Origin of the sequence: Sinorhizobium garamanticum, from assembly GCF_029892065.1 — a bacterium.
GTDB classification, from domain to species: domain Bacteria; phylum Pseudomonadota; class Alphaproteobacteria; order Rhizobiales; family Rhizobiaceae; genus Sinorhizobium; species Sinorhizobium garamanticum.
Map to the genome: position 1 here is coordinate 122,853 of NZ_CP120373.1, position 16,714 is coordinate 139,566.

Below are 16,714 nucleotides of genomic sequence, written 5' to 3' on the forward strand. Positions count from 1 at the left end.
ACATATACAAACCAAGGGGCTATCGTCCCTGCAACAATGGGCGGTCGTGCTTGGAAACAGCATTCTTTGGGGTGCTGTTCTTGCGGTGCCAGTATGGGCAGTGGCGCGACTGGTTAGGGGGAAACGTGCTGCCTTCTGACAACGCATTCGAGCGGACCGTGAAGCACCGTGGGCCGCGTCTGGCCGCCACATAGCCTCAAACTTAGCCGTTGGGCGACAACATGAGAATGGCCTTGTCTAGACTATTGATGATGATGAAATTTATTGCGCCCGCCCTCTATATCGTGGGAGCAATCGTTATCTGGCTAGATTTTTTAAGATCGAACCCTGATGGTCTCGCCAATATTTGGATTGCAATCTACACGTTTCCAATTGTCATAATCGGCACCTTTCTACTGCAAGGCGAATTCCCATATGTGCCTGGCCGCTACTATGAAGCGCACGCCTTCTACTTCTGGCCAAGTGTTGCCCTTCTTGCACTTGCATTATTTCTAATTTTCCACGCGTTGCAAAAAATTGCCAATCCGCCGGCCCAATAGACCCAGAACTCATTCGTCAATCGACCGAACGTCTGCTTTTCAATTGTCCGACCGGCGGCACCAGTGCTTCACCGATTTGCGGATCAGATAGAAGTGCATGTGGAGTCTTTAAGGCTGACGGCAGCTCGGGCGTCCGGCCTCTGTGGATCAAAGAAAATTCCGTTTCGCCACGACAGTGCCGCAAGCCTGAATAAAGCCCCAACGTCCATAGTTAATGCTACGCTAACGTTTTAGATCTATTTTTGATGACGTGTGCCGTTCCGGGCCATCGGCGATGGCGATCGTGTTTTGCGTGCAAGGATAAATTGTGACGAACCGGTTTCGTGAGTTGGAGAGGCCGCAGACGGGCCGACTGAAGGACGTCGTGCTGATGGCGACCGTCACCGGCTTCGAGAGCCTTCGCATCCCGCGCAAGTCGGACATGAGGCAGTTTGCCGAGCTGTTCGAACCGCTTTTCCTCGGATCAAGCGACGAAGCGCGCCGGCAGGCGACCGCCGCGCTTTCGCAATGTGCGCATGTGCCCGAGCCTGTCGCGCTGCTGATCGGCAGCATGCCGATTTCCATTGCCGCTACCTTTCTGATCCGATCGAAAGCAATTTCCGATCGGGTGCTGATTTCCATCATCCGTCGGCAAGGACCGGCCCATGCCAGCGCGATCGCGCACCGGGAAAATCTTTCGCCCTCGGTCGTCGATGCCCTGGTCGAGCACCACCAGGCCATGTATCCGAGCGGGCAATCCGATGCGAATCAGCCGAGGACAAAAGCAGTAAGCCCGCCACCAGCCGGGGACAGCGCTTCTTCCGATCGCATCGCACGCGAAGAAAAGCTGCGCGAGGAAATAAAGGCATTGGCGCGGGCCGAGCCGCGAGAACGTACGTCGCGCCTTCAGCCAATCGACGAGCTCCACCAGGCGTTGCTCATGCGGTTTGCCCGCAGTGGCGAAGCGGTTCTCTTCGCGACGGCTCTCGCCGACGCATTGCGATCGAGCCGAGCGCTTGCGGAGCGGATCCTTCTCGACATTTCAGGTCAGCAACTCGCCGTGACCCTTTCTGCACTTGAGTTCCCAGCCGGCGAGATCAATTCTCTGCTCGAGGCGCTCTATCCGCACCTTTCCGAAAGGCTCGGCGGCGGCACTCGCGCCACAGCCCTGATTGAGACGGTTGCGAGGAAAGTCAGCATCGAACGGGTGGAGGCCTGGCTTCGTGCGGATGACCCTGGAGCCGGCGAGCCGGCCCGCTACGAGGCCCATTTCGCCGACAATCGTGCCTCCGATCCCCGCCAGCAGGAGGCTCGTCCAGCCGTGGCCCATCGCAGCACCGCCGAGCCCGTGCGAGGGTTCGGGAGACGCTGACCCTGCTTCGCCCCGCCTAGCGCATCGGCCCGAAAATCGGACCCGATTTTCGGAAAGCACGATGCGTAGATTCAAAGAGTTACAGCGTCCTTTGTGCGTCCTTTAGGACGCACGGCGCTGTAATGTTTCCCCATGGCTCCCTATGGCGGCTTCCTTATCGCCGGGGATCGGCATTGTCGGCCACGACCTCGAAAAGACCATCGCAATCGTCCAGTTCGATTTCGACGATCCAGCAATCAGGATCGAAGCGGATCTCGGAGGAAAGCGCGCTGTCGATGTGATCCGCGTCCACATTCTGCAATCGTATCTCGAACTTGCGGCTCGTATCGGCTTCATCGTCGAAGAAATTCTGCGGCGCGGGCGCGTAGAGGGTCTCGCCCCCGAACCGCGAGCGCTGGCGAATGAAGATCGTGCCGGCCTCTTGCGCACCCTTGCGCAGTACGGCGGCATAGCCACCGACGGCAAAGACGCGGCGTAGCAGGGAGGACACGAAGATATCGGATTTCAGGCGCATTCGAGGCTGATACACGTGAGACCACCGGCATGCAATTGCTCGGGTAAAGCGCCGCCGCTGCGGTTGCGAACTCAGGCTGCCGGCGCGGCTCAAAGCGCACCGATTTCCTTCAGCTTCTTGAGAACCTTCGCATTGGGTTCACCGGTCTGCGGCAGGCGGTAGTGCTTCTCAAAATGCCGGATGGCGGCGCGTGTCTGATCGCCGGCGACACCATCGACCACGATGTCGGCATAGGCAAGGTTGCTGAGCCCTTTCTGGATGCTCACCACCATTTCGCTCGAGGCAGGAATGTCGGCCCGAGGAAGCAATGTCCTGTCGTCTTCGGCAGTGCGGATCGCGGCAGCGACCGGATCGACCTCTGCCGGCGCAGCTTTAGGGTCTGAATAGGGACGATCGCCAGGGGTCGCGACCGCAAGTCCGGTATCGTCTGTCGCACGCAACGCCTGCAACAACTCGTCGCTCGCTTCGCCGCTTTGCATACGCCCTGCCTGTTTTTCGAAGCGCAGGATCGCGGCTGACGTTTTCGGGCCGGTACGCCCATCCGGCGCTCCATCGTAAAGACCCAGTCGCGCCAACTCTCTCTGTACGTCCGCAATAAGCGTCGAGGTGGCTGCGTGTGTGGACCAAGCATTTTTCGCCTGCTTACTCAGTTCGCCTTGTGCAGCGGTCGCATCAGCGACGTTCTCGGACCTTTCGGCGCCCTCCCGTTCGATGACAAAGGTCGTTACGTTGCGAGGCTCGACCGGCTCACCGTTGGCAGCTGCCAGGCGCTCGGCAACTTCGGGTCCGACCAGCGGAACGCGGGTGCGCAAAAGTGGCGACGGGTGGGCACCATGCTGGTACCACATGGCATTGGCAGCGACGAAACTGAAGACGACGACAAAGGCGGCCGATCCGCCTGCGCTGACAGGGTGGCGCGCCATCATTCTTCCGGCAAATGCAAGACCGCGAGCGGCGACGGCCAAGCCGCGCAGTGCGAGGCCAGGTCGATTTCGTGCCGCTCTCTCCCGCTCAGGCTGTTTGCGCTTGCGCGGAGCCATGTCCCCGGTCCTCGTTCATTCCCTCGTCCTGGAAGCCAACCTCCCCTATACGCGCCGCTCCCTCGCTGCGCTCCTTGAGCCGCGGAGGGAACTCCACTGTAACAGGAATGCTCGTTTGTTCGCCGTTCGCAATACCTGATCCGTCGCGTGGGATCGATATGACGATTACGGTCCCCTCGCCTTCGGAACTACGGATCGAAACGTTGCCCCCGTGCAGTGTGACCAACCCCTTCACCAGCGACAAACCGAGCCCGGTCCCTTCGTAGCGGCGCGTATAGTCATTCTGAATCTGGACAAAAGGTTGGCCGAGCATCTGCAACTTGTCTTCGGCAATACCGATCCCCGTGTCGCTCACGGTGAGCTTCAAGACTGCACCGTCGGTTTCGGCATCGATCATGACCAGCCCGCCCTGATTGGTAAACTTGATCGCGTTGCCGACAAGATTGATCAATATTTGCTGAAACGCGCGCTGATCGGCATTGATCTCGCCAACTGCGCGCGTGACGCGGCTTGCCAGCCTCACGCCCTTCTCGCGCGCCTGATGGGAAAGCATGGCCTCGCAAGCGGCAACGGCATCGGCCACACGGAAGGGCTCCGGAACAAGCTCGTAACGGCCAGCCTCGATCTTGCTCATATCAAGCATCGTGTTGACGACAGACAGAAGGTGAGCGCCGGATTTGTGGATCAGCGAGACGTATTCGCGCTGTCTGTCGTTCTCCAGCTTCCCGAAATATTCGCCGGCGAGCACGTCCGAAAAGCCGAGGATGGCGTTGAGCGGGGTGCGCAGTTCATGGCTGACGGCTGCGAGAAATCGCGTCTTCGCGTCGTTCGCCGATTCGGCATGGGCTGCCTTGGCGGTTGCTTCCGCCCGCAGTCGGGCTTCCTCGGAGACATCGCGGGATTGCACGACGATGGCGGTCAGCCGATCCTCGGCATCCCGGACCGGGGTCATCTCGCAACGCATGTGCACGAACTGCGTCCCCTCGGCCGGTACCGACAGCCGCTCGAGGCGGATGTCGACCGCCGATCTCTCGCCATTCTGGCGCAGCGCATCGATAGCTCTGAGGAACGTGATCCGATCGGAGACGTGGATCTGCTCGATGAACCCGCGGCCGCAAGGATCGCGCATCAGAATGAGGTGTTCGGCAGCATCGCGACCGTGCACGGATAGGACATTGCCGCGCAGGTCGTGCACCGTAACGAGACCCGCGAAGAGATCATAAGCCGCTGAAAGATCGGGAAGCGCAGCCGCAGGCTCGCGATCACCATATGCCTGACGCTCGGGGTCCCGTCCAATGGCAGCGGCCGAGGCCAGCAGCGATGCCGAAGCCCATAACGCCGTCCCCACCGGCAGGGCGGTGGAGACCGGCAACACAGCCATAAGCGCCAGTGGCACGACAGGCAGAGCCGTCAGAGAGACGGCCGCGACAGCGCGCAGACGCTTGAAGTCACGATGCGGCAGCCACGCGGCGGCAGCTTCATCCATGCGGGATGCCCATCTGCCAGCCATGTCACGCAATACATTCACGCTTTGCCCTGCCGCCTTGTTGTTTCTTTCGAGTCGATCCGGAACGCCTTTTTTCGCTTTCGCAGGGAGGTTGGCCGGGCTGTCTCGTGATGGTCCGAATCTCGCACCCCCGACTTAATGAAAGAATAAACGGGCCGCCTCTGAGCGAGCGCAAAACTGGCGAAAAATCCTGTTTTGGGGCAATTCCGGCGAGCTTCGTTCCTTGTGGTTAACGGGGCGTAAGCGTCGGATTTCCGAGGATTTTCCGGTTCTTGTTAAGAATTTGGGCAGCGTCTTTTACGCCCATCGCCCACGCCATCGGCGGTCGCTGGCCGGAACCTTGCCATGAACCTTAACGGCAATCGCTAAAATTCGAGACAAATGCCGTCTCGGATACCGAAATCGCGCATTTCATTAAAATTCGATACAAATTCCACTGGTTTTGGAAAAGCGACCTTGTGATTCCCATTTTATTCTCAGCTTCAACGCATGGAGGAACCAGACGAGTAGCCGGTTCCGGACATGCAGCGAATGCAAGCGGGCGGGCGTATCAGGCGATACCTATCGTCCGGGACTGTCGAGAAAGGTAAAATCGGCTAAAAGACCGGGACCTGCGGCAGCCGAACAAAGGTGGGCGGAAGATGTGGTTTCTCGTCAAGGCAGCATTCTGGTTTTCTCTGGTCCTGGTCCTCCTGCCGTTCCTGGATCCCTCAAGCACCGAGAAGCTTCAGCACGGACCGAAGGTGGAGATCGGCGATACCTTTTCCGCCGCCAGCGAGGCGTTCCAATATCTAAGCGCCATCTGCGTGCAAAAGCCCGACGTCTGTGAGAAGGGCGCCGAGACTTTCGTTGCCCTTGGCCATCGAGCCCGTGAAGGCGCGCGCATCGCTTACGAATTTCTCGACACGCAGTTCGCTGAAACCGGTGCTGGCGCACCGGATGCCAAGATCATGACTGGCACGGTCACGCCCACGGACACTTCGCATGGAGAAGTGAATCACAGCGCGCCCATCTTCAAGCGTACGCCGGTTCCGGAGAAGCGTCTCGACCCAAAGGCCGCCGTGGCCCAGTAACAACTGGCTTCGACAAACGCCTGCAATCGTCACACTCCAACTGCCTGATTAGCCGTTCCGTTCCGGCCGCCGCGAGGATGCCCATCCTTCGCGGTGTTCTTTTATGGACGGAATGGGGCGAGAGTCGCGACGATGTTCGGGCCGAAATGGTATTGGCTGTTCTCATTGCCGCCCGCATCTCCTATATGAATGGGTGAGATCCCGATGACGCCGGCATGCGCGGGATCGAGACAGGCGCATCTTGCGAAACAGCGCCGAGAATCGGACGGACTATGACCTCACTTGACCAGATCATCGACGACTTTGCCTTCCTCGACGAGTGGGAGGACCGCTACCGCTACGTGATCGAGCTGGGCAAGAGTCTGCCGGAGATGCCGGAGGCCCTACGGACGAGCGAGAACAAGGTTCAGGGCTGTGCAAGCCAAGTCTGGCTTGTGACCCGCACGAGCGGTGATCCAGAGAACCCGGTCCTCACCTTTGAAGGCGAATCCGACGCCCATATCGTCCGGGGTCTCGTGGCAATCGTTCTCGCCCTCTATTCCGGCAAGCACGCTACCGAAATCGCCAAGCTCGACGCCCTCGACGTCTTCGGCAAGATCGGTCTCATCGAACATCTGTCGGCGCAGCGCGCCAATGGCCTGCGCTCCATGGTCCGGCGGATCAAGAGCGAGGCTGAGGTCCGGCTGGCCGCCTGAGGCGGCGCGGTTCGCTCGGTCGGGGATCTTGTTGCCAAAACGCAGAAGGCCGAGCGATTGCTCGACCCGACCTTCCTTCCAAGACTAAACGCTGGGCGCACTTGTCCGTGCGCTCAGCCTTGCCGGCCAAACGGCGACGGGATTACTTACCGCGGCGCTTGCGACGCTGTCCGAGGCCCATCTCCTTGGCGAGACGCGAGCGGGCTTCCGCATAGGCGGGCGCCACCATCGGATAGTCCGCAGGCAGATCCCACTTTTCGCGATACTCTTCAGGCGAAAGATTGTGATGGGTCATCAGGTGGCGCTTCAGCGACTTGAACGTGCCGCCGCATTCAAGGCAGGTGATCTGATCATCCTGAACCGACTTGCGCACCGAAACGGCGGGTTTCGGCTTCTCGACCGGAACCACCACCGGTGCAGGAGCCGTCGTGTTGTTGAGCGCCGAGTGAACGTCGGCTATGAGTGTCGGAAGCTCGGCAACCGGAACCACGTGGTTGCTTACATAGGCGGCAACGATTTCCGCCGTCAACTCAACCAGGAGTTCATGGCTCGCGCCGGGCGTGGTTTCTGTCATTTCTTTCTCCTATCGGAATCCAGCAACATATCTGAAACAGCGTTTCAGAGGGAGGAATTCGCGAAAATGCCGCCGAACAGCGCCCGCTGCCTTGGAATTGACCGATAACTGCGCGGCAAGGACCAAGGTTCTGCCGCAACATCAAGGCTCGAATTGGGATAGCGAAACCCGTCACCAAGGCATCAGGACAACCGACACCTCAAAGCAACGGATAATATTCACAACTCAAGCTGGAATTTCAGTTCAAAGTATTTTCCACGACGACACTTTGCAATTACTGCATTAACATTGATCGCCGAAAAGTCCAAACATAAATTTATGGAACAGCAGCAACTTTATTCCAAATTGCTAAAATTGTCACCGCGCGCGGAATTGTTCGGAAATACAGAGACAGAAACGGCGTCGATCAAAGCCGACGTGGCTCTTCCTTTTGTGGAAGCTGATCTATGACCGACAGTTTCGTCAGTCTGTAACCCGCCTGATGCGCGCCTTTGGCCAAGAGATGGGCGGAGATCGGCGCCGTCAGAACGAAGAAAACAAAGCCGGCGAGTGCCCGGACGAGAATTGCACCGTCGAGGGAATGCAACCCGGCCGCCAGAAGCAAGAGGCCGGAACCGATGGTTCCTGCTTTCGACGCCGCATGCATGCGCGTGTAAAGGTCGGGAAACCGAACGATCCCCAGAGCTGCCAGCAACGAGAAGGAGGCGCCGACAACGACGATCAACGCGACGACAAGCGCGACTGCGGCATTGGCTTGCGCTTCCATCAACGTGCTCCTTTGCGTTTGCGGCGCACCGAGTGAACGGCCTTGCCGCGCTTCGGATGTGTCCTTTTGGCCGACGCGGCCTCCGCGGATTGTTCCGGTGCCAGTCCGCGCGCCAGGATGAAACGGGCGAAGGCCACGGTTGCGAGAAAGCCGACCAGGCCCAAAGCGATGGCGATATCTATGTAAAGGCTGAAGCCAGTCTTGATGGCAATCACAGCGATGAAACCGATCGCAATCGCCACGAGCATATCAAGCCCAAGGACACGGTCCGGCAAGGTGGGCCCCCGAACAATACGCAGCACCGTCATCAACAGGGCTGCGGAGAGGAGCACCAGCGCGAAGCCGATCGCTGCGGAGAGCACGGTCTGAGCCATCACGTTTCAAAAGCCTCCCGGATTCGGCGTTCGAAGCCGCGCGCGATGTCCTGTCGAAGTGCACCGGGGTCGGCGCAATCAAGCGCATGGACATAGAGCGTCTTACGATCGTCGGAGACGTCGACTGAAAGGGTTCCCGGCGTCAGAGTGATGAGATTGGCGAGCAGGGTGATCTCGAAATCGCTCTTGAGCGTTAGAGGATAGGCAAAGATGCCGGGCTTCAGCACCATCTTCGGCTGCATCACGAGAATGGCGACCTTAGTCGCGGAAACGGCGAGCTCCTTGAAGAAGAGCAGCATGAGAAGCAACATGCGCAGAGGCCTTATCGGATAGGTCACCGGCCGCAGCTCGCGCCGGATAAGCGCAAGCGACAGTGCACCGACCAGGAAGCCGAGCACGAGATTTGCGAGCGTGAAGCTAGAACTGATGGCACCCCAGATGACGGTGAAGATCAGGTTGATCGCAAGGAGCTTCATTACAGGGAGCTTCATCGCAGGCCTCCCGCGGGAAAGACCGAGTTCAGATAGGCCGACGGCTCAGCAAGCCCAGCGGCGGCACTCTGGATCGTCGCCAGCAGAGGCTCCGGATAGAGGCCGATCCCGAGCGTAAGGAAGGAAAGGGCCGCAAGCGGTGCGAGTACGGCCGACGGCAGCCGCACGGTCTCGACAGCCACATCGGCATCGTCACGCCAGTAGGCAAGCAGGAAAAGCCGGCCGGTCGCAATCACCGTGCAGAAGCCGGCGAGAAGGAGCACCGCCGCAAGCCACCAGGCGCCGATGTCGAGCGCCGCCTTGACCAGCATAACCTTCGGCCAGAAGCCGGAAAAGGGCGGCAGCCCGGAGACGGCAAAGCACAACATCAGGGTTAGCGCGGCGAATCCCACGTTCTTGCGGTAGAGACCCGAGACGGTCGCGATAGAGGAGTCACCGCCGAGCCGCGCGGCGATTCCGGCGGCGAAATAGAGGCCGGTCATCACCAGCATCGAATGGAGCGCATAGAAGATCGCGCCGCCGATACCGCCGGGACCGCCGACGGCGATCCCCGCCAGCATTGACCCGATCCCTGAAACGACGAGATAGCCAAGGATGCGGCGGAAGTCGGTCTGCGCCAGCGCGCCGAGTACGCCGATGATCATCGTCAACGCTCCCGCAAGCGCCATGACGAAGCTCAGCTCTTCTCTTTCAACCGGGAAAAGCATGACCATCACACGGATCAGAGCGTAGATGCCGACCTTGGTGAGCAGACCGGCAAAAAGTGCCGACACGACGACGCGCGGGGTGTGGTAGGAGGCTGGCAACCAGAAATTCACAGGGAACGCCGCTGCCTTCATGCCGAAGGCGAGCACATAGAGGGCCGTCAGCGTCATCAACGGCGCGCTGGCCCGCAAGCCTTCTGCCTTGCGGGCGATGTCGGCCATGTTCAGCGTCCCGAACACGGCATAAAGATAGCCCGTCGCGACCAGGAACAGCGTCGTTGCCACGAGATTCAGGAAGCCATACTTCACCGTTCCGTCGATCTGCTCGGGTTCGGACCCAAGAACCAGCAGACCGAAAGAGGAAATCAGCAGAACTTCGAACCAGACGTAGAGGTTGAAGACGTCCCCGGTCAGGAAGGCGCCGGAGACGCCCGCCATCAGCAGCATCAGGAACGGATAGAAGCCGTAGCGCCTGCCGCTGTCGTTGATATCGGCGAGCGAGAAGATACCGCCCGCGAGCGCTACAATTGCCGCGACCAGAGCGAAGAGCGCCCCCGTCAGATCGACCGTGAAGGCGATGCCGAAGGGCGGCAGCCATCGACCCATGACCATGGTCACCGGCCCCTTGGCTGCCACATGTCCAAGCAGCAGCGCATCGATCAGGACAAGTCCTGCGAGCCCTGCAACCGCGATGATCGGTTGAAGGCCGATCGCGCGGCGCAACATGACAAGGAGCGCGCCGATTGCGAAGCACCAGGCGACCGGCAGGATCACCAGCCAATCGGCAACGGTCGTCGGGCCGAGAACGAGCGCGGCGGAAAGATCGACGGAGGATGAGGTCGGGACAGCCATGAGGTCGATCAATATCCAAGCGGCGGCATCGGTTCCTTCACCGGCTCGGCCACACGCATCTCGTCCGTGTTGTCGGTCGACAAATCCGCATAGGCGCGCCAGGCGAGAACCAGCAGGAAGGCAAAGAAGGAAAAGGAAATGACGATCGCGGTCAGGATCAGCGCCTGCGGCAACGCATTGGCGGCGGGGCCGTCTAGTGCGCCGGCACCGCCGGCAATGACCGGCGGCACATCGCGCGTGAGCCTCCCCCCGGTGAAGATCAACAGGTTGACGGCGTTGCCGAGCACCGCCACGCCGAGGAGCACGCGGATGATGAACTTCGACAGCATCAGGTAGACTGCGACAGTGAAGAAAATGCCCACGAGCAATGCAAACCAGGCCTCCATCAGTCGCCTCCCCGTTCTTCAAGCGAAAGCGCAACCGAGCTGATCGCTCCGACAACCACGAGATAAACGCCGGTATCGAAGAGCATCACGGTCGAGAGCGGGATCTCGACACCGAAAAGCGACGGATAGATCCACAACCCGGTCATGAAGGGTACCTGTGCAAAGAGCGAAATCAGACCCGCGACCGTCGCGGCAAAGAGCCCCGCGCCGGCAATCGCCATCGGATGGAAATAGATCGCGCGCCTTACAGTCTCGACGCCGTGGGCGATGCCGTAGATCGCCAAGGCGGAGACGGCGATCAACCCGCCGATGAACCCGCCGCCCGGTTCGTTATGGCCCCGCAAAAGGACGAAGATCGAGAACAGCGTCATCAGGCTTGTCAGGAACGGCGCGACCGTACGGAAAATCACCGATTTCATGCGCGTTCCTCCGCATCCTGTCGAACATCGGCGCCGCGCTTGAGCGAGCCCGCCCTCAGCCGCACCAACGAGAGGATGGCAAGGCCCGTGATCATCACGACGGCAATTTCACCGAGCGTGTCCGTCCCGCGGAAATCGACGATTATGACGTTGACGACGTTGGCTCCGTGCGCGACCGACTTCGAATAGAGATTGTAGAAATCCGTCAGCGTCGCGTCGAACGGCGTGCCCGTGACCCTGAGCAGAAACAGGCCGAAACCGAACCCGCAAGCGAGCGCGATCATCGAATCGGGAACCTTCTGGCGTAGTGGTCGGCGATCCGTTGGGGAAAGTTGCAGTCGCGTCATGACCAGCGCCAGCACCACCACCGACAGCGTCTCGATCATGAACTGCGTAAAGGAGAGATCCGGCGCGCCATAGAGCAAATAGATAACCGCGACCGCAAAGCCCTGGATGCCGAGCGAGACGATCGCAGTCAGACGATCGGCCGCCAGCACCACGGCCAACAGCCCAGCGACCGCAATGGCCATGATGGCAAGCTCATGCGTCGGAACGTCCGCCGCGAAGAACGGCGCGCGCGGCAGTTCTCCAAAATGTACCGGAGTTGCAAGAAGGACGACTGCGATCAGCACGAAGACGACGGTCATGTAGACATCGAGCTTGCCGCTCTGCAGCCGGTAAGTGACGGCCACGGCGAGCCGCAAGAGCCCGCGGATGAACTGGTCGAAACCCCGGTCGGGCCCCCAACCGATATCGCTAAGTATAACGGCCATGGCTGCGCGGAGGCGGTCGAGGTTGAGATAGAAGGCGCCACCAACCAGCAAGGTGACAGCAGAAAGGAGCAGCGGTACGCCGATGTGTGGCTCAAGCGAGATCGTTACCGTTCGTGGCTCGCCGGCAATTGCGGAGGACATCGGCGACGAAATCAGGCGATGGGCAAGGCCGGACATCAGCGCCATCGACAGACCCTTCAGTGCCAGGATTGCCGGACCAAGCCAGAGGAGGACCGGCGCTTCGTGGGCAAGCCTCGGTGTCTCTACCTTTGATCCGAGAAACGGTTTCAAGGCAATGGCGAAAGCGACGGCAAACATCAGGGCGTTGCCGAGAACAGTAAGCCCTGCAAAGACCATGGAGCGTCGGTCGAAGCTGGATAGCGCCTCGTAGATCTCTTCCTTGGCGAGGAAACCGAAAAAGGGCGGCAGACCGCCCATCGAAAGCGCGGCGGCAAGAGCGATCGCGAAGGTCAGCGGCATGGCCGAGCGCAGACCGCCGAGCTTTGTCAGATCGCGTGCGCCCGTCTCGTGGTCGATGATGCCCGCAACCATGAACAGTGCGCCCTTGAATAGCGCGTGCGCCACGAGATAGAGCGCCGCCGCCTCGATCGCGTGCGGCGAACCGAGGCCTATCAACATGACCAGAAGACCGAGCGACGCCATTGTCGTATAGGCAAGCATCAGCTTGAGGTCGGTTTGACGCACCGCCAGCACTGCGCCGCTCACGAGCGTCGCCGCCCCGAACAAGGGCAGCAGGATCTGCCATTCCGGCGTGCCCCCGAGCACAGGGTTGAGCCGCATCAGCAGGTAGACACCCGCCTTCACCATCGTCGCCGAATGCAGATAGGCCGAAACCGGCGTCGGCGCCTCCATGGCATTCGGCAGCCAGAAATGAAACGGAAACTGCGCAGACTTGGTGAAAGCACCGCCCAGAACGAGAAGAAGTGCCGCGAGATAGAACGGGCTTTCCTTCAACTCAGCGCCCAAGGAGAGGAGCAAAGAGAATTGGGTAATGCCGCTCACATTCCAGAGGATCAGTAGGCCGGCAAGCAGCAGCAGGCCGCCTCCCCCCGTGACGACCAATGCCTGCAGCGCCGCACGGCGGGCAGCTTCGCGGCCGTGATCGAAGCCGATCAGCAGGAAGGACGTAATCGATGTCAGTTCCCAGAAGACGAAAAGCATCAGGAAACTGTCCGAAAGGACGAGACCCTGCATGGAGCCCATGAACATCAGGATGAAGGAAAGAAATCGGCCCTGATGCGGATGACCTTTGAGATAACCGCCAGAATAGAGGACGATCAGCGCCCCTATGCCGGAAATCAAAAGAGCGAAAGTCAGCGACAGGCCGTCGATCAGCCAGGAGAAGCTGACGTTGAAGGAGGGGATCCAGGCATAGCCGCCGGTGACGATTTCACCGTCGGCGATCTCCGGAACGAAGCGGAGGAAATGCACGAAGATCGCGACCGGCGCGAGAGCCAGGAGCCAGGCGGCGTTGTGCCCCAGAAAACGCGTCAGCACCGGGGCCACAAGTGCCGCGACGAAGGGGAGAGCGAGGGCCAGAAATGTCAGGGCCGCGAAATCCATCGTCTTGGCAAGCTCCTTCGCCCTTTTGACCATCCGATCAAATTGTTACCCGGACATAAAATAAGGCCTGTTCCGCCTCAAGAGTGAATCGGCACGAATCGGAGTTGCGCGACAGTAATACAATGCAAAGCGCAGGCAAGTCTTGCGAAGCTCGATTCCGACGGCGGCCGCCCGAGCCATTTCGCACCCATCGACGACCAGGCGATCAGAGAATATGATCGCGCGCATTTCATCGTGCGGGCTGAAATCCGCTTGCGCGGAGTGGGATGCCATCTCGGCCTCCCACGGCCCTGCGGCGACAGGCTTGCGTTGTTGCCTCGACGGCAAGGCCACACCTTCGAAGAGGATTGACAGCGCGAGAAGGAAGCAGTGCCATGAGCGCGAGCGCTGCGTATGTGTTGAACGCGCAGCGCTCCGGCTGTTCCGGGAGAAACAGCAAGGGCTTCGGGGGCCGAACTACGAGGAGCGGCGGATCGAAGCAAGCCAAAAGGATGCCCGCATGCGCCGCGCTTTCTTCGCCCTCGCCCTCCTTACGGGGCTCGCGTTCCCCGCAGCCGCGGAGGATGACTGGCACCCATATGCCAATCCTCGCTTCGGCTACACGGTCGAGATCCCGCCGGGTTTCGAGCTGCGCCAGGACGCATCCGACGATGGCGACGGCGCGAGTTTCCATGCGGACGACAACGGAGCGACGCTTGCTGTGTTCGGAAGCCATCCGCCGGATGGCGATTTCGAAACGGATGTCGCCGACCGCATCAGCCTCGAGACGCAGAATGATTGGAGAATGCTGTTTTCGCGCGTGACGCCTGCCTGGGCCAGTTTCTCCGGTGCGCGTAACGGCGAAGTGTTCTATGCCCGGGCGATCGCCCTTTGCGACGGCAGTGCGGCCTATTTCCGCCTGCAATATCGCAAGAACCCGCTGACGAGTTTCGACGGGATCATATCGCGCATGGCCGCGGCGTTGAGGCCGTCCGACGGCTGCCGGCCCGCGCCGGAATAAGAGAGTCAGGAGAGCGTCGTGCCGCTGAAGCAGGTCACGACCGCGGAATAATGTACCGCCGAACCTGCGACGACAAACCCGTGCCAGATCGCGTTCTGGAAGCGCAGGCGTTCCCAGACATGAAAAATCACTCCCGTCGAGTAGATGACGCCCCCGATCAGGATCAGGATCAGTGTCGTCGCGGTCAGCGTGGATAAAAGCGACCGGGCGGCGAGCACGCCGCTCCAGCCCATACCGAGATAGAGCAGGAGCGCAAGCCGGTCGAACCGGCCGGGGAAGAGACATTTGATCACTACCCCGAGGGCGGCGATGGCCCAGATGCCAATCAGCATTCTGGAAAGGAACGGATTGTCCCAGCCGCGCTGGAGAAACGGCGTATAGGTCGCCGCGATCAGCACGAAGATCGAGGAATGGTCGAACCGACGCAAAAGCCACTTCAAGCGGCAGATCGGGAAGAGATTGTAGAGGAAGGATACCGAAAGGGTGGTGACGAGCCCGACGCCGTAAATCCAGGCGGCGGCAAGCTGGCCGGACGTGCTCCAAAGCGTCGCGTAGAAAATTAGCGCCGTGACACCGCAAAGCGCTGCCGCTAGACCGATGCCGTGAATGATTCCATCCGCAATCAATTCGGATCGGTCATAGTTCCACTTAACACCGTCGATCTCCACGCGATCCCTCCCCTCGACGCCAGCGCCAAACATCCCTTGGACGCACAAAAGGGCCCGCTCATGCCCGGCTCCGCACAGCGACCGGAAATCGACACAATTTCCCCATCGGCGGCTGATGTTCGGTCCGGTACAGGCACGTGTTCTACCCGTTTAACGTGCCACAACACGCGGCCACAGCAAAGAGCCGTCGGACAACGAAAGGATCAATTTTTGCAACCTATTACAACAGTCGGCTAATGTCCCGGAAAGCGGACGCGGCATGCCTTACCCGGCTGACTGTCGGAACGACAATCGTCGGCGCTCAAGCGCGTCAGCGGGGTGAGAGCGACGCCGAACGAAAATGCGTGGGCCCAGCTTATTTTGCGCCTGCTACCTCCGCCGCACAGGTCTGGCAGAGCGGCGCGTGCGGCACCGCGTGCAGTCTTTCCGGCGAAATCGGGTCACCGCAGCGCACACAGGTGCCGAATGTTCCGGCCTCAATTCGGTCCAGAGCGGCATTAATGGCGCGGATCTCGCCCTGACCTGCGAGGCCGAGGCCCTCCAATACCTCGTCATTTTCTCGTTCGGTAACGCGATCCGGAACGTCGGCATTCATCGGTTGATCGAGATCCTCCTCGATCTTCACCAGCCGACCATAAAGCTCGCGTTTGCGGCGGAGAAGCTGTTCGCGAAAGTCATCAAGCGCGTACTTATCCATTTGCAAGGCTCCTTGGTCGCGGCGTGGTTGGAACCACGCCGCCTTCTTGTTCTTGGTGTTTTACCGGTCGACGAGAACGGCGCAGGGGCAATGGCTGACGACGCGGCTGGCGGTCGAACCGATAAAATAATCGATCAAACCCGGCCGGTGCGACGCAATAATCACGAGGTCCGCATTCTCTTCCTTGGCGAGAGCGTTGATGGTGCCGGCCGCTCCGCCGGTGCGGATTTCGATACGTCCCTTGATCCCATGCTTGGTCTTCAACCCTTCCAACGTCTTGACGGCATGTTTGCGCGACTCCTCGATCATCTCGAGCGGAAAATCGACGATCATATATCCCTGCGCATAGGCGTTGAGGTCCTCGACGACGTTGAGCAGGATGATTTCCCCTCCTTCGTCGATAAGCTTCTCGGCGATGCTAAGTACGGACTCGCCATGCTCCAGCTGATCCATGGCGATCGGGACGATGATCTTTTTGTACATGCTGCACTCCTTCTGTTGCGTTCCCGGGTCGCCATATGGCGAGGCCAGCCCCTAAGCGCGGATCAAGGAGAAAACCGGTCTTCACTTCTCCCGTTTCCGCGCCAACATGAATTTGCGCGGAGGCGATGTTCCAGCATTGATTGAAATCAAATCGGCCGCCACCGTCGTATTAGCATCACTTAAAGATCAGGTAGTGCGGTGGTCACGGCTGTCAACGCTCATCG

Annotated in this window: 19 protein-coding genes; 5 read left to right on the top strand and 14 right to left on the bottom strand. The window is 60.0% G+C overall.

Going from position 1 to position 16,714, the window contains the following annotated elements; genetic code table 11:
• Positions 1 to 221 precede the first annotated feature (221 nt).
• Together PZN02_RS00585 and PZN02_RS00590 are read left to right on the top strand one after the other, a co-directional pair.
• On the top strand, positions 222 to 539 hold the full coding sequence (locus tag PZN02_RS00585; protein ID WP_280659715.1) for a hypothetical protein: 318 nt from the start codon (positions 222 to 224) through the stop codon (positions 537 to 539).
• A 307-nt stretch (positions 540 to 846) separates the two neighbouring features.
• Positions 847 to 1,890: a DUF2336 domain-containing protein gene (locus PZN02_RS00590; protein WP_280659716.1), complete on the top strand. Its 1,044-nt coding sequence runs from the start codon at positions 847 to 849 to the stop codon at positions 1,888 to 1,890.
• A 154-nt stretch (positions 1,891 to 2,044) separates the two neighbouring features.
• Here PZN02_RS00590 and PZN02_RS00595 read toward each other — a convergent pair whose 3' ends face one another.
• From PZN02_RS00595 to PZN02_RS00605, 3 genes are all read right to left on the bottom strand, one after another.
• A complete protein-coding gene (locus PZN02_RS00595; protein ID WP_280659717.1) occupies positions 2,045 to 2,404 on the bottom strand; it encodes a DUF1491 family protein in 360 nt (119 codons plus the stop codon).
• An 89-nt stretch (positions 2,405 to 2,493) separates the two neighbouring features.
• Positions 2,494 to 3,444, bottom strand: a complete 951-nt coding sequence (locus tag PZN02_RS00600) for a peptidoglycan-binding domain-containing protein (RefSeq protein WP_280659718.1) — start codon at positions 3,442 to 3,444, stop codon at positions 2,494 to 2,496.
• Positions 3,416 to 4,954 carry a sensor histidine kinase gene (locus tag PZN02_RS00605; protein WP_280661565.1) on the bottom strand — a complete coding sequence of 513 codons (1,539 nt, stop codon included), beginning with the start codon at positions 4,952 to 4,954 and terminating at the stop codon, positions 3,416 to 3,418. The genes PZN02_RS00600 and PZN02_RS00605 overlap by 29 nt, the downstream gene beginning before the upstream one ends.
• A gap of 638 nt (positions 4,955 to 5,592) precedes the next feature.
• Here PZN02_RS00605 and PZN02_RS00610 point away from each other — a divergent pair.
• Positions 5,593 to 6,024, top strand: a complete 432-nt coding sequence (locus tag PZN02_RS00610) for a DUF5330 domain-containing protein (protein WP_280659719.1) — start codon at positions 5,593 to 5,595, stop codon at positions 6,022 to 6,024.
• Between the two features lie 272 nt (positions 6,025 to 6,296).
• A complete protein-coding gene (locus PZN02_RS00615; protein ID WP_280659720.1) occupies positions 6,297 to 6,719 on the top strand; it encodes a SufE family protein in 423 nt (140 codons plus the stop codon).
• 142 nt (positions 6,720 to 6,861) lie between these two features.
• Here PZN02_RS00615 and mucR read toward each other — a convergent pair whose 3' ends face one another.
• From mucR to PZN02_RS00655, 8 genes are all read right to left on the bottom strand, one after another.
• Entirely contained in the window at positions 6,862 to 7,293 is a 432-nt protein-coding gene (gene mucR / locus PZN02_RS00620; protein WP_136504043.1) for an exopolysaccharide biosynthesis transcriptional regulator MucR, read from the bottom strand.
• A 406-nt stretch (positions 7,294 to 7,699) separates the two neighbouring features.
• Complete coding sequence (gene mnhG / locus PZN02_RS00625; RefSeq protein WP_280659721.1) at positions 7,700 to 8,059, bottom strand: monovalent cation/H(+) antiporter subunit G; 360 nt, start codon at positions 8,057 to 8,059, stop codon at positions 7,700 to 7,702.
• Complete coding sequence (locus PZN02_RS00630; RefSeq protein WP_280661566.1) at positions 8,059 to 8,433, bottom strand: cation:proton antiporter; 375 nt, start codon at positions 8,431 to 8,433, stop codon at positions 8,059 to 8,061. Before PZN02_RS00630 ends, mnhG begins: the two co-directional genes overlap by 1 nt.
• Positions 8,433 to 8,909 carry a Na+/H+ antiporter subunit E gene (locus tag PZN02_RS00635; protein ID WP_280661567.1) on the bottom strand — a complete coding sequence of 159 codons (477 nt, stop codon included), beginning with the start codon at positions 8,907 to 8,909 and terminating at the stop codon, positions 8,433 to 8,435. The genes PZN02_RS00630 and PZN02_RS00635 overlap by 1 nt, the downstream gene beginning before the upstream one ends.
• An 11-nt stretch (positions 8,910 to 8,920) precedes the next feature.
• The gene (locus PZN02_RS00640; RefSeq protein WP_280659722.1) at positions 8,921 to 10,480 is read right to left on the bottom strand and encodes a Na+/H+ antiporter subunit D; all 1,560 of its coding nucleotides are present in this window, start codon (positions 10,478 to 10,480) and stop codon (positions 8,921 to 8,923) included.
• An 8-nt stretch (positions 10,481 to 10,488) separates the two neighbouring features.
• On the bottom strand, positions 10,489 to 10,866 hold the full coding sequence (locus PZN02_RS00645; protein WP_280659723.1) for a Na+/H+ antiporter subunit C: 378 nt from the start codon (positions 10,864 to 10,866) through the stop codon (positions 10,489 to 10,491).
• Positions 10,866 to 11,285 carry a Na(+)/H(+) antiporter subunit B gene (locus PZN02_RS00650; protein WP_280659724.1) on the bottom strand — a complete coding sequence of 140 codons (420 nt, stop codon included), beginning with the start codon at positions 11,283 to 11,285 and terminating at the stop codon, positions 10,866 to 10,868. The genes PZN02_RS00645 and PZN02_RS00650 overlap by 1 nt, the downstream gene beginning before the upstream one ends.
• On the bottom strand, positions 11,282 to 13,642 hold the full coding sequence (locus PZN02_RS00655; protein WP_280661568.1) for a putative monovalent cation/H+ antiporter subunit A: 2,361 nt from the start codon (positions 13,640 to 13,642) through the stop codon (positions 11,282 to 11,284). The genes PZN02_RS00650 and PZN02_RS00655 overlap by 4 nt, the downstream gene beginning before the upstream one ends.
• A gap of 499 nt (positions 13,643 to 14,141) precedes the next feature.
• Between PZN02_RS00655 and PZN02_RS00660 the strand changes: the two genes are divergently transcribed.
• Positions 14,142 to 14,642, top strand: a complete 501-nt coding sequence (locus PZN02_RS00660; protein WP_280659725.1) for a hypothetical protein — start codon at positions 14,142 to 14,144, stop codon at positions 14,640 to 14,642.
• A 5-nt stretch (positions 14,643 to 14,647) separates the two neighbouring features.
• Here the strand turns inward: PZN02_RS00660 and trhA are convergent, their stop codons facing one another.
• The 3 genes from trhA to PZN02_RS00675 all read right to left on the bottom strand — a co-directional run bounded on the left by trhA (position 14,648) and on the right by PZN02_RS00675 (position 16,490).
• Positions 14,648 to 15,310 (bottom strand): PAQR family membrane homeostasis protein TrhA, encoded by a 663-nt coding sequence (gene trhA / locus PZN02_RS00665; protein ID WP_280659726.1) that lies wholly within the window; start codon positions 15,308 to 15,310, stop codon positions 14,648 to 14,650.
• Between the two features lie 355 nt (positions 15,311 to 15,665).
• On the bottom strand, positions 15,666 to 16,007 hold the full coding sequence (locus tag PZN02_RS00670) for a TraR/DksA family transcriptional regulator (RefSeq protein ID WP_280659727.1): 342 nt from the start codon (positions 16,005 to 16,007) through the stop codon (positions 15,666 to 15,668).
• 60 nt (positions 16,008 to 16,067) lie between these two features.
• Positions 16,068 to 16,490 carry a universal stress protein gene (locus PZN02_RS00675; RefSeq protein ID WP_280659728.1) on the bottom strand — a complete coding sequence of 141 codons (423 nt, stop codon included), beginning with the start codon at positions 16,488 to 16,490 and terminating at the stop codon, positions 16,068 to 16,070.
• Between the last annotated feature and the right edge of the window lie 224 nt (positions 16,491 to 16,714).